Origin of the sequence: Novosphingobium sp. 63-713, assembly GCF_001898925.1 — a bacterium.
In the GTDB taxonomy this organism is placed as follows: Bacteria; Pseudomonadota; Alphaproteobacteria; order Sphingomonadales; family Sphingomonadaceae; genus Novosphingobium.
In genome coordinates this window covers 586,812-599,017 of sequence record NZ_MKVS01000005.1, presented here as the reverse complement: position 1 = coordinate 599,017, position 12,206 = coordinate 586,812, and the positions used below count along the sequence as shown (strand labels likewise).

Annotated in this window: 9 protein-coding genes; 4 read left to right on the top strand and 5 right to left on the bottom strand. The window is 65.1% G+C overall.

Annotated elements, in window-relative coordinates; all coding sequences use genetic code 11:
- Positions 1 to 31: 31 nt before the first annotated feature.
- Genes BGP00_RS03485 through BGP00_RS03465 form a run of 5 tightly spaced genes read right to left on the bottom strand, consistent with a single transcriptional unit; the run spans position 32 to position 7,241 of the window.
- Positions 32 to 1,141, bottom strand: a complete 1,110-nt coding sequence (locus BGP00_RS03485) for a hypothetical protein (RefSeq protein WP_292921957.1) — start codon at positions 1,139 to 1,141, stop codon at positions 32 to 34.
- A 23-nt stretch (positions 1,142 to 1,164) separates the two neighbouring features.
- Positions 1,165 to 2,475 carry an NCS2 family permease gene (locus BGP00_RS03480; protein ID WP_292921956.1) on the bottom strand — a complete coding sequence of 437 codons (1,311 nt, stop codon included), beginning with the start codon at positions 2,473 to 2,475 and terminating at the stop codon, positions 1,165 to 1,167.
- Positions 2,472 to 3,575, bottom strand: coding sequence for a nucleoside hydrolase (locus BGP00_RS03475; protein ID WP_292921955.1), 1,104 nt, complete (start codon positions 3,573 to 3,575; stop codon positions 2,472 to 2,474). The genes BGP00_RS03480 and BGP00_RS03475 overlap by 4 nt, the downstream gene beginning before the upstream one ends.
- A 19-nt stretch (positions 3,576 to 3,594) precedes the next feature.
- Entirely contained in the window at positions 3,595 to 4,893 is a 1,299-nt protein-coding gene (locus tag BGP00_RS03470; protein ID WP_292921954.1) for a M20/M25/M40 family metallo-hydrolase, read from the bottom strand.
- 17 nt (positions 4,894 to 4,910) lie between these two features.
- Positions 4,911 to 7,241 carry a TonB-dependent receptor gene (locus BGP00_RS03465; RefSeq protein ID WP_292921953.1) on the bottom strand — a complete coding sequence of 777 codons (2,331 nt, stop codon included), beginning with the start codon at positions 7,239 to 7,241 and terminating at the stop codon, positions 4,911 to 4,913.
- Between the two features lie 284 nt (positions 7,242 to 7,525).
- Between BGP00_RS03465 and BGP00_RS03460 the strand changes: the two genes are divergently transcribed.
- The 4 genes from BGP00_RS03460 (at position 7,526) to BGP00_RS03445 (ending at position 12,193) form a co-directional block, all read left to right on the top strand.
- A complete protein-coding gene (locus BGP00_RS03460; RefSeq protein ID WP_168601408.1) occupies positions 7,526 to 8,191 on the top strand; it encodes a response regulator transcription factor in 666 nt (221 codons plus the stop codon).
- 34 nt (positions 8,192 to 8,225) lie between these two features.
- Complete coding sequence (locus BGP00_RS03455; protein ID WP_292925707.1) at positions 8,226 to 9,743, top strand: ATP-binding protein; 1,518 nt, start codon at positions 8,226 to 8,228, stop codon at positions 9,741 to 9,743.
- Positions 9,744 to 9,784: 41 nt separating this feature from the next.
- Positions 9,785 to 11,035: a dicarboxylate/amino acid:cation symporter gene (locus BGP00_RS03450; protein WP_292921951.1), complete on the top strand. Its 1,251-nt coding sequence runs from the start codon at positions 9,785 to 9,787 to the stop codon at positions 11,033 to 11,035.
- A 69-nt stretch (positions 11,036 to 11,104) separates the two neighbouring features.
- Positions 11,105 to 12,193 carry a Gfo/Idh/MocA family oxidoreductase gene (locus tag BGP00_RS03445; RefSeq protein WP_292925706.1) on the top strand — a complete coding sequence of 363 codons (1,089 nt, stop codon included), beginning with the start codon at positions 11,105 to 11,107 and terminating at the stop codon, positions 12,191 to 12,193.
- Positions 12,194 to 12,206: the final 13 nt, after the last annotated feature.

The window sequence follows — 12,206 nt, the reverse complement described above, 5'->3', positions numbered from 1 at the left end:
ACCCCCGCGATAGGGCCGAAGCGCATCGCGATCAACGGCGGCTCGCCGCATCCTCATCCCAAACAGCCTGCGCCGCCAGATCGTCAAACTCCCCCGGCCACTCCGCTGCCCATGCCGCCTTTTGCGCTTCATCGGCCCAACTGGCGCTTATACCTGCCATCATCATGGCGCGCAGGTCATCGCGGCTGGCGCCCATATGGCTGTACATCAATTCCCACGCGCCCGCCGGGCTGACGCGGTGCAATTGGGGGTCGTCGCTGTTGGGGTGGATCGACAGGCCCATGGCGATCATCGCGCGGATCGGGTGATGCCGCGCCCAATCCTCGGGCGTCATGGTGCGCAGATAATAGGAATTGGTCGGCACCACGGTGAACACCATGCCGCGCGCGCGCAGGCTTTCGGCCAAGGCGGGATTGTCGATCATCGTATAGCCATGGTCGATCCGTTCGACGCCCAGATCATCCACCGCGATGGCGACATTGGTCCATGGCATCCCGAATTCCCCGGCATGGGCGGTGGCGCGCAGGCCCTCTTTCCGCGCCAACGCATAGGCAGGGGCAAACCATTCGGGCGGGCCGTCATTCTCGCGGTAATCGATGCCGATGCCCGCCACGCGCGGATGGCGATGGGCCAGCATCGCCTCGACCATGGCGACGGCCTGCGCGGGTGGGGCCTCGCGGTCGATGGCAGGGATGAGGAGCGATGAGATCGGCGCGGCCGCCATCGCCTCCACCATCGCCTGCTGGATCTCGCCATAGGGGATGGCATGGGCGGCCAGAGTGGCGGTGGGGTTCCAGAAGAATTCGGCGTGGCGGACGTTATCGGCCGCCGCATCCTCCAGATATTCGCGCACCAGCCGGGCGATATCCTCCGGGCGGCGCAGCAAATGCTGCTCCATCGCGCGCAGGGCATGGAGCACGCCCACCGGCTTGCGCCCGCGCGTGTAAAGCCCTGCGGCCATATCCGTGGGGATCGGCGCATCATAACGCCGCGCCAGATCGCGAAACGTTTCCTCGCGCATCGCGCCCAGCAGATGGCAATGCAGTTCCACCTTGGGCAGGCGGGTGAAGAAGGCGCGCTGATCGGCGCTGACCACTCGCCCTGTGGCCGAGGGGGGCAGCACCGAAAGCGTTTCTTCCATGGCAATCGGCATCGCGGCGGCTCTCAACGGTGGACGGTGGTGTAGAGGTAATAGGCCAGGGGCAGCGAGAGCAGCAACAGGCCGGGTGTCACCCGCCGCGCCCGCCCGCCGATCAGACAGATCAGCACATAGGACACCAGTCCTACGGCAATACCCGTACCGAAACTGTTGGCGATCAACGTGGCCAGCAGCATCAGCACCGGGGGCAGGGTCTCCTCCAGCCTTTCGCCGCCCAATTGCCGCAGCGAACCCATCATCCCCGTGCCCACTAGGATCAGCGCCGGGGCGGTTGCCTGCTTGGGGATCGCCATGGCCAGCGGGATCGCCAGCAGCGAGGCCAGATAGCACAGCGAGGCGGTGATCGGCACCAAGCCGGTGCGCCCGCCAGCGCTTGCCCCCGCCGCCGATTCCACCAGCGCCGTGCCGCCCGGAATGCCCAGCATCGGCCCGAAGGTGGCCGCCAGCGCATCGACCAGAAAGGGTCGGTCGATTTGAGGCAGATTGCCGTCATGGTCTGTCAGCCCCGCCTTGGCCCCCACGGCCAGCGTGGTGCCCATGGTCGAGAAGAATTCGGCGACGAAATAGGCAAAGAGATAGGGCAGGGCCTTGATGGTGAAGACTCCCGCCCAATCGACATGGCCCAGCACCGGCCCCATGGCGGGGGGTAGACCCAGCGGGGTAGCGGGCGCAAGGGTGATGCCCAGAACCGCGCCCAGACCCGCCGCTGCGATGATCCCGGCAAGGATCGCGCCCGGCACGCGCCGCGCCTGAAGCGCTACCGCCACGCCCAGCCCGACCAGCGCCATTTGCGGCCCGGCTTGCGAAAAATCGCCAAGGGACAGTGCATTGGTCTTGGCATTGACCGAAACCATGCCCGCATCGCGGCATCCCAGCAGCGCGATGAATAGACCGATCGAGGCGCCAAGGCCCAGCTTGATCTCACGCGGGACCAGACGCATCACCCAGCCGCGCGCGCCGGTGATCGTCAGCAGCGTGAACAGCACGCCTGAGGCCATCGCTATGCCCAGCGCCGAGGGCCATGGCAGATGCTCAACCTGCGTCAGCGTGATGCCCAGCAACGCCGCTCCGCCGATGCCCGGCCCGACGATAAAGGGCAGGTTGGCGTAAAGCCCCATCGCCAGACTCCCCAGCGCCATGACGATCAGCGTGGCCGTGGTGGCCGCGCCCTGATCCATGCCGCCGCCCGAGAGCAGGCGCGGGATCACCACCACCAGATAGGCCGAGGCCATGAAGGTGGTCAGCCCCGCGACGGCTTCGCGCGGCAGGGTGGTGCCGCGTTCCGCCATGCGGTTGCGCCACAGGTTGGCGATCATTGGCGGGCCTGTGCGGTAAAGCGGGCGAGGAAGCGGGGCACGTCGATGCTCTCGACCACCTCGACCATCTGTTCGCCGCGATGGGGGGCGAGATCCTCCTTCCACATCTGCGCGGTGCCATAGCCCGCGCCGGGCATCAGATCGACATCCATGCGGGCGGTGAACTTCTTGGTCACCAATGTGGGATCCAGCGCCACGGCCACGGTCATTTCATCCCACAAAGGCTGGTCGATGCGGGCATATTGGGCGATGTAGCGAGCAGTAGGCGTGCCTGCCGAACCGATCTGATCGGCCAGCGCCCGCGTCATCCGCGCCGAGGTGGTGACATTGCCCACCACGGTGATTTTCCGCCACGGCGCGGTCAGCACGATATGGGCTGCCTCGGGGTCAAAGACGAAATTGAAATCGGTGGCATAGTCGGCATTGTCCAGCACGCGGGCGGCCTGCATGTCATAGCCGCCGCCCTGCATGGCGATGCCCTTGGCCTTGGCGGCGATATCGGGGGCGATGCGCAGCGCCAGCGCGATATTGGTCAGCGGCCCGGCGCAGATGATCGTCACCTGCCCCGGATGGGCGCGCACGGCCTCGATCAGGCGGTGGACGGCATCCTGCGCCACCGGCCTGATGGTGGGCGCGCCCTCGGCCATCGGGGGGACCAGATCGGGGTCTTCGGGGTGATATTGGCGGCCGGGCCTCGGCGCGTTCCATGCGCCCTTCCACGGGATCGGGCCAAAGCGGGCCTCCCACGCCTTCATTTCGGGCAGGGAGCGGATGAGCGGCGTCTGCGCGCCCCGCGCCACCGGAACATCGCCGCGCCCGGCGATTTCGAGGAAGCGCAGGGCGTGCTGCGTTTCCTCCTCCAGCCATTGGTCGCCGGTGACGACGCCAACGCCCAGCAGGTTGACATTGGGGTCGCGGATCAAAGGGATCAGGGCCTGAAGATTGCTCTGTCCGGGGCCGAGAAAGTCATTGTCGAACCATACCATGGCGCGACTGTCCTGCCCAGCCGGGACAGAATGGCCGACAGGTCTGGGCGCGGCCATGGTGAGGGACGCCATGGAGAGAGCTGTGCTGCCCAGCACTGCCTGCCACAATTTCATGCCCTGATCCCCCTCCTGCTTATTTCGCTTCGGCCAGAACCAGCACGGTGGCCAGTTCATTGTTGAAGTTGCGCAGGTTAACCGTCTTTTCCAGCTTCAGCCCTTCGTCCAGCGAGTGGTTGCGGAAGGTTTCAAAGCCCGAACCCAGCGTGAGCGCGGAAATGCCCTTGCTCATCGGGATGTTGCTGTCGGTCGATCCGGCGCTGTACTTGGGGGCGAAACCATTGGCCTTGGCCACGGCATCGGCCACCTTCACGATGCGCGACTCCATCGGCGTGGTGCCGCCGGGGCGGTCGCCCACCAGCTTGGCGTTATAGGTGATCTTGCCCTTGGCGGTCGAGCGCGCGGCATTTTCGGCCGCCACCGCTTCGGGCAGGATCGCGAGGAAGGTCTTTTCCTCCGCGTCCAGCTGCGCCTTGCCGTTCGAGCGCATGTCGATGGTCATGGCCGTGGCAAAGGGGATCGAATTGACCGAGGTGCCGCCCTCGACAATGCCGACGTTATAGACCGTCTTGGGGTCGCTGGGCACCTGCATCCTGGCAAAGGCGGTCATGGCATTGGCCATCGCATAGGCCGGATTGACCAGTCCGAAATCGCCCATCGAATGGCCGCCCGGACCATTGAACGTCACCTTGTAGCGGCGCGAACCGGTGCCCGCATTGGTGATGCGTTCGGGCTGGCCGGGTTCAAAGCTGATGAAATGGGTGATGCGATCCTTGTACTTGCCCTGCGAGAACAGGTAGCGCACGCCGCGCAGGTCGCCCGGGCCTTCCTCGCCCACGTTGCCCATGAACAGGATGTCCGCCTTGGTCGAGAAGGCCCCCGCCTTCATCGCGCGGATAAAGGCCAGCAGGACCGGCAGGCTGCACGTATCGTCGCCAATGCCGGGGGCATAGAGCGTGTCGCCATCGCGGCGCACCTTCACATTGGTGCCCTCGGGGAAAACGGTGTCGAGATGGGCGGTGATGACGATGAGCGGCGTGGCCTCGCCCTTGGCTGCGCTGGTGCCGCGGCGTAGGCCCATGACATTGCCCACGCCGTCCATTTCAACGTCTTCCAGACCCTCGGCCTTGAGCATCGCCATGTAGGCCTTGGCGCGCGCCTCTTCCTTGAAAGGCGGGGCGGCGATTTCGGTCAGGGTGATGATGTCCTGCACAATGCGGTCATAATCGCCCGCCAGCGAGGCGGTCGCCTTGGCGAATTTCGGGCTTTTCAGCAGCGCCTTGGCGGCGGTTTCCTCGGGCGTGGCGGCATGGGCCTGGGGCGCGATCATCGCGACGGCGGCCAGCGAGGCAAAAGCAAGCAAAGTGTTACGCATGGAAAGACATCCTCTTTTTAGAAATTGCCGCGCAGGTTGATGCCGACGGTACGGGGCGTGGTGGTGGCGATGTAATCGGGCGTGCCGCTGACGGCCGAGTAATAGCTCAGACCCTTGGCATCGATCAGGTTACGCACATAGACATAGACGCCGTAGCGCTCATTCTCGATTCCCGCGCGCAGGTTGACCTGCGAATATTTGCCATAAGTGCGATAAAGCGCGTTGGTCGGGTTGAGCTGGGTGGTCATCTTGCCGGTATAGTTGAAGTCGGCACGCATCATGCCCTTCCAGTTGCTGTTGATGGTCCAGCCATATTCGGCGCCCGCGCTGGCCGTGGTGCGCGGAATGCCGGTCAGGATATTGCCCACGCGGCCCGCCGCCGTCACTTCCGAATTGACCTGATCGGCCGTCAGGCGCGGATAGACCACCGAGAGCGAACCGTTGAGGAACAGGCCCTTGGTCGGCGTGCCGCTCAATTCGGCCTCGAAGCCTTCGATACGCGCCGCGCCGACATTGCTGATATAGCTGAAATTGCCATAGGTGGCCTGAACCGAGGTCTGCATGTTGGTCCAGTCGATGCGATAGGCGTCGATATTGAAGGTCAGCTTGCGGTCGAACCACTGGGTCTTGAGGCCCAGTTCATAATTCCACAGCGAGTCGGCCTTATACTGCGTGGCCGAGGCCGGGATGCCGGGCGTCAGGTTCGCGCCGCCGGGGCGGAAGCCCTGCGATGCGGTGGCATAGACCATCAGATTGCGGGTGGGCTTCAGCTCGACATTGTATTTCTGGATAAAGCCGTCGGCATTGGCGTTGACCTCGGTATAGGCCATCGGCGTCTGACCGTTGAAGTAATTGTAGCCGAGATAGGCGCCGCCCACGATCTTCTTGTAGTGATAGTGGCGCAGGCCCGCCGTCACCGTCAGGATGTCGATCGGGCGATAGGAGAGTTCGCCAAACTGCGCGGTCTGGTTGATGACATCGCGCACAAAGCGCGAGCCGAGATCGACCAGCGGGCTGCGCATTTCGCCGGTGCCCGGAACACCCGCGAACACGGTGGTGTCCACCCGGTCCTTGCGGTTTTCAAAGAAGGCGCCCAGCGTATAGTTCAAACGGCCCTTGCCATCGGAATTGAGGCGCAGTTCGTTGGTGACATTTTCCACCCAGCGCGGCTGATAATTGCCGATGGGCATCTGGCTGTTGGCCCAGCCCAGATAATTGGCGCGCAATTGGGCCGAGGTATAACCGCCCGCGCTCGATGCGCAATTGCTGGACGATGTGGTGGTGCCCGATGCGCCGGTTTGCAGCAGCGAGCCCGAATAGGTGTTCTGATAGAGCCCGCAATAGCGATAGGAATTGGCCACCGACTGATAATTGTCGCTGTTGTCGTTGGTCTGGCGCACATCCCAGCGATAGTAGCCGTTGGCCAGCGAGATCGTGCCGATCGGCGTGTTCCACTTGGTGTCGAGCGAGAAGATCTTCTGCTTGTCGATGGCGGGCGTATAGATGCGCAGGCCCGAGGTATAGGTGCCCACCGAAGGCGCCCAGAGCGAGGTGCCGCCCGTATGCTGGTCCTGGATGATGCCCATGAAATTGATGCGCAGATTGTTGGTCGGGCGGAAGCCCAGCATCAGGCGGCCGCCAGTGGTCATCACGCTGTTCATATTATAACGGCCGATCGAGGGATCATCGACAAAGCCGCCCGTGCGCTGGCGATACAGCACGAGGCGGGCGGCCAGCATGTCCTCGATGATCGGCACATTGACCGCGCCCTTGATGCTGTAGCCAAAGCCGCCATCCTTGGTGCTTTCCGCGCCCGCATCGACGGCGGCTTCATACTTCTTCAGGTTCGCCTGCTTGAACAGCACGCGCAGGGTGCCGCCCATCGAGCCCGAGCCATAAAGCGTGCCCTGCGGCCCGCGCAGCACTTCGAGGCGCTCGGTGTCGAACAGGTTGAGGTTGGGGGTCGAGCCCGAAGGGTCCGAGGTGGTGCCTGCAGGCCCGGTCAGCGGCACTTCGCCGAAATACACGCCCACGGTGGCTTCGCCCGCGGTCTGGATGCCGCGGATCGAGACGCGGGTGCGGCCCGATTCACTTGAGAGCAGATTGAGACTGGGGACCGAGCGCGCCACATCGGCAATGCCCGCCGCGCCCATGTTGTTGAGCATGTTGCCGCTCATCGCGGTGATCGCCAGCGGGGTGTCCTGCACGCGGGTTTCGCGCTTCAGGGCGGTGACGACAATGTCGTCGCCCTGGCCCGCCGTTTGCGCCATCGCGGGCGCCGCCCCCAGCGTCGATACAGCCAATGTTGAAACCGAAAGCAGCCATGCTGCACAAAGCTTAGTTTTCATAGTCCATCCCTCATTGGCGAGTCCCAAACCGACGCGGGGTCCACGATGGTTCGCGCCCGCCTTCTGCCGGGCGGCGCGGTTCATCGCGGGGGCCATGCGGGTTTGTGCTGCTTACCCTGTCCGTCCTCTCGCAGAATCGGAGGCTAAGGCCGCCCGCCTGTCATCAAGCTGTCATGCCGGGGGTAGGCATGGGGCGCGTTTTGCGTATTTTGGGGCCGCAGCCGGTAATGCCATGGGCAGGTCATGCCATGGGCCTGTGCCGGTGCCGGGGAATGGAGGGAACATTGCGCATTCTGATCGTGGAGGATGATCCGCGTCTGGCGCGCGGCATGGCCGCTTCGCTCGAGGCCGCCAGTTTTGTCGTCGATGTCGCGCATAATGGCGAGGATGCCGCCGCCTTTGCCGCCGCCGATCCGTTCAACGCGATCATTCTGGATCTGGGCCTGCCCGATGGCGATGGGCTGGAATTGCTGAAAATGCTCCGCCGCCGGGGCGACACCACGCCGATCATGATCGTGACCGCGCGTGATGCGGTGGACGACCGGGTGGCGGGGCTGGATTACGGCGCGGATGATTACATGGCGAAACCCTTCCACCCGCGCGAACTGGAATCGCGGGTGCGCGCGCTGGTCCGGCGCAGCATCGGCAGCCCCGATCCGGTGCTGCGCGTGGGCGCGCTGACGCTGGACCGTTCGACGCGGCGGGTCGCGCTGGCCGATGCGCCGGTCGATCTGCGCCGCCGCGAGATGGCCGTGCTGGAAACCTTGATGGGGCGGCCGGGCAAGGTGGTGCCCAAGGACCGCATGGCCGCCGAAGTTTTTGCCCTGTCCGAGGCGGTCGCGCCCAATGCGCTGGAGGTCTATGTGGGCCGCCTGCGCCGCAAGCTCAGCCCCGGCGGGCCGACAATCCACACGGTGCGCGGGCTGGGCTATATGATTGATGCCCATTAAGCTGCGGCTGCTGCCGCGATCCTTGCCCAAATCGTTGCGGGGCCATCTCACGGTGGTCGTTATGGTGCCGCTGGTGGTGCTGGTGACGATTTTCGCCACGATCACCTGCTGGATGATCGATTCGTCCATGAACGATACGTCGGACCGGATTCTGGTCGGTTCGACCAGGCTGATCAGCCGGGCGGTCAATTATGATCCGGTGCTTCAGGACCGTCTCCTGCCGCTGGCTGTTGGCCTGTTGCAGCGCCGCTCTGCCCCGGTCACGCATTACAGCATCTATGATGGCGACCGGTTGATTGCCGGCCGCGCCGATCTGCGCCCGCCATCTGATTATTCGGCCGACGGGCGCCTGACCGGGCCGCTCCATCCCGGCGCAAGGTTCACGCTCACCTCGCGCGATCCGGTGCTGGTGCGCGGCTATGTCGATCCGCGCGATGCGCAAGGCGTGGTCCAGCCAGCCTATCTGCGCAATGGCATGCTGAACGGGCGCCCGGTGCGCATCGCCACGGAAATGCGCCGCCTGACGGGCAATGGCCATCTGGTGGCGGTGCAGGTGGCCGATTTCCTTGAAAACCGGGAAATTTCCACCCGCGTCTATTTTCAGCGCGTGGTCAGCGCCAGCGTGCTGGTAACGCTGATCGCGCTGCTCCTGTTCTATTCGGCGCTGGCATGGGGGCTTATCCCCTTTGCCACCCTGACCGAGCGGATTGCCGCCAGTGTGCGCGATCCGCTGCATTTTCAGCGCCTGCCCGATGGCGATGGCCCGCGTGAGGCGCAGATGATTGCGCGGGCCTATAACGCGCTGATGGTGCGGGCGGAAAGGGCGGTCGGTTCGCTGCGCCAGTTCACCTCGAACGCTTCGCATCAGTTGCGCACGCCGCTGGCGGTGCTGCGGGTGCATCTCGACGTGCTGGAAACCTATGGCGCGCAAAGCCCGCAGGGGCAGATGGCGCTGGATGACATCGCCCATTCGGTCGATACGCTCGAACGCCTGCTGCAGCAATTGCTGGCGCTGGCCCGGCTGGATGAACAGGTTGAATGCAGCATCGGCGAGTTCGATCCCGCGCTGGTGGCCACCGATGTGATCGCCGCGCGCCTGCCCGCGCTGCAGCGCGCCGATGTGAACATCAGCTTTGAGGAAAGCGGCCATGGGCTGGCCTCTGGCGAGGCGGCGCTGGCGGCCGAGATGGTGGGCAATCTGCTCGACAATGCGGTGGCCTATAACCGGCCGGGCGGCAAGGTGGTGGTGCGGGTTTTGTGTCGCGGCGGGGCGGTTCGCGTGGAAATCGAGGATGACGGCCCCGGCATCCCCCCTGCCGAGCGCGAGAAGGTGTGGGAGCGGTTCTATCGCATGGCCGCCAATGCCAACAGCAGCGGCAGCGGGCTGGGCCTGCCCATCGTGCGCGCTCTGGCCGACCGGATGGGGGCCAAGGTTGCGCTGGATGAAGGGGCCGAGGGGCGCGGCACGCGGGCGGTCATCCATTTCCGCCCGGCGGTTCAGGAGGCAATGTCGATCCCGCCATCCCGGGCCGCGCATCAGACCGCCCCGTGACAGGGTGCTGACAGGCAGGCTGTTTCACACAGGTCCTTCCCATGGCAACGCTCAATCCCTCTTCGCCCTCTTCTCCTTTGCGCTGGTCGCGGCCTTTGCCGCATTGGCCGCTGCTGGCCGGGCTGGTGATCGGGACGCTGGCGGGGGCGCTGGTGCATGTTGTGCCGGTGGACCGGGCGGTGCTGGATGTCGTGCTGGTCAATCTGGTGCGTCCGGTTGAACAATTGTTTCTTCAGGTGCTGTTCCTGCTGATCCTGCCCATGGTGTTTTCCGCGATTGTCACGGGTCTGGCGCGGTTGCGCGGGCGGGCCATGGTGCGCGATCTCCTGCTGCGCCTGTTTGCGGCGATGGTGGGCATGACGGTGGTTTCGGCGGTGATCGGCATGGCGATGGCCAATCTGTTCCGCCCCGGCGAGGGCATGGCCATCGACCTGCACCAGAACCCCGGCGCGGCCGCGCGGGCGGGTGATGACAGCAGCCTGCTAGACCTGTTGCTGGCCCGGCCGATGATGGCGATCGTGGTGATGTCGGTGCTGGTAGGCTTTGCCATCAGCCGCAACCACAGCCGCAATCGCAACATCCGCCATCTCGTGCTGACCACAGAGGGCTTGTTCGAGGTGGGCATGTCGATTGTCACGCTGGTGGCGCGTTTTGCGCCCGTGGCGGTGCTTTGCGTGATGTTTGATATGACGGCGGTGTTCGGCTGGACGCTGCTGGTGCATCTGTCGGGCTATTTCAGTGTGGTGGTGGCCGCGCTCTGCCTGCATCTGCTGGTGGTTTCGGTGGGGCTGGCGTGGATGATGGGCGATGTCAGCCCGGCCCGGTTCCTGCGTTCGCTGCGCTCGGTGATGGTGATTGCCTTTACCACCTCCTCGTCCTTTTCCACCCTTCCGGCCGCGCTCCATGCCGCCGAGCAGGATCTGGGCCTGCCCGCGCGGGTGGCGCGGCCCACGCTGGGGCTGGGATGTGTGGCCAATCAGGGCGGCACGATCATCTACACCACGGTGACGGTGATCTTTCTGGCCCAGTGTTTCGGGATGGAATTGACCGCGTGGCAGCAGTTCACGGTGTTTGGCCTGTCGATTCTGGCCGGGTTGGGCACGATGGGGGTGCCCGCAGGCAGCCTGCCGCTGACCACGATGCTGCTGGCGCTGCTGCATGTGCCCAATGAGGGGATCGGCCTGATCATCGGCATCGACCGGTTGATGGATATGTGCCGCACGGTGCCCAATGTGGTGGGCGATCTGGCCGTGGCCGCGGCGCTGCGCCGCAGCGGCGAGGATGAAGTCTAAGTTCTGCCTTGTGAAATGTCCGCGCCTGTGGAAACGCACGAGGCAGGTTTTGCATAAGGCGCGGAAATTATGGCGATGAACAACCGGCGCCGACTGGCCATGCTGGGCGGCGGGCCGGGGTCCTTTATCGGGGGCATCCATTATCTGGGCGCGCGGATCGCCGGGATCGACCTTGTGGCGGGCGTGTTCAGCTCCGACCCCGAAAAATCGGCCCGCGCGGCGCAGGATTACGGCGTGGCGCCCGACCGCTGCTATGCCGATGCGCAGGCGATGTTCGCCGCCGAGGCAAAGCGCGAGGATGGCATCACCATGGTGGCCATAGCCACGCCCAACCACCTGCATCTGCCCGCCGCGCTGATGGCGGTCGAGGCGGGGGTGCATATCTTTTCGGACAAGCCCGCGACCGCCACGCTGGCCCAGGCGCTGACCCTGCGCGATGCATTGGCGCGCGGGCGCAGCGCCTATGCCCTGAGCTTTACCTACAGCGCCTATCCGATGGTGCGCGAGGCGCGGGCACGGATCGCGGCGGGCGAAATCGGCTCGGTCCGCAAGGTGCTGGTGCATTACGCGCAGGCCGGGCTTGCCGATGCGCGCGGCGGGTGGCGCACCGATCCGGCACAAAGCGGGGTGGGTGGATGCATTGCCGATCTGGGCACCCATGCCTTCCATCTGGCCGAATTTGTCACCGGGCAGGCGGTGGTCGAACTGCTGGCCGATCTGAACAGTCATGACGGGCGCGCTCTGGATGATGACGGCGCGGTGCTGCTGCGTCTGGCCGGGGGCGGGCGGGGGGCGATCCATGCCTCGCAGATTGCCTTTGGTCAGCGCAATGGCCTGAGTTTTCAGGTCTATGGTGATCGGGGTGCGCTGTTTTGGGATTTTGACACGGCCGATCAGTTGCGGCTGGTGCGCGGGGGCGAGGTGCTGCTGCTGGGGCCGGGTTCGCCCGATCTGATGGAGCGCGTGCCGGGGATGCGGGGCATCGGTAATGGGCTTATCGCGCCCTTTGCCACGCTTTACCGCGAATTCGCGGCGGCATGCGACGGACAGGCCCCCGCCGCCCTGCCCGGCATCGAGGCGGGGTTGCGCAGCATGGCATTTGTGGAGCGCGCGGTGGCAAGCAGCGCGCAGGGCGGGCGCTGGCTGCCCATAAATTGACCAAGGGAGGCAG

Bases quoted from the DNA above. Each gene is read 5' to 3' on its own strand.
- BGP00_RS03465 (WP_292921953.1), bottom strand. From the start codon at position 7,241: ATGAAAACTAAGCTTTGTGCAGCATGGCTGCTTTCGGTTTCAACATTG.
- BGP00_RS03445 (WP_292925706.1), top strand. From the start codon at position 11,105: ATGGCGATGAACAACCGGCGCCGACTGGCCATGCTGGGCGGCGGGCCG.
- BGP00_RS03470 (WP_292921954.1), bottom strand. From the start codon at position 4,893: ATGCGTAACACTTTGCTTGCTTTTGCCTCGCTGGCCGCCGTCGCGATG.
- BGP00_RS03485 (WP_292921957.1), bottom strand. From the start codon at position 1,141: ATGGAAGAAACGCTTTCGGTGCTGCCCCCCTCGGCCACAGGGCGAGTG.
- BGP00_RS03480 (WP_292921956.1), bottom strand. From the start codon at position 2,475: ATGATCGCCAACCTGTGGCGCAACCGCATGGCGGAACGCGGCACCACC.
- BGP00_RS03475 (WP_292921955.1), bottom strand. From the start codon at position 3,575: ATGAAATTGTGGCAGGCAGTGCTGGGCAGCACAGCTCTCTCCATGGCG.
- BGP00_RS03450 (WP_292921951.1), top strand. From the start codon at position 9,785: ATGGCAACGCTCAATCCCTCTTCGCCCTCTTCTCCTTTGCGCTGGTCG.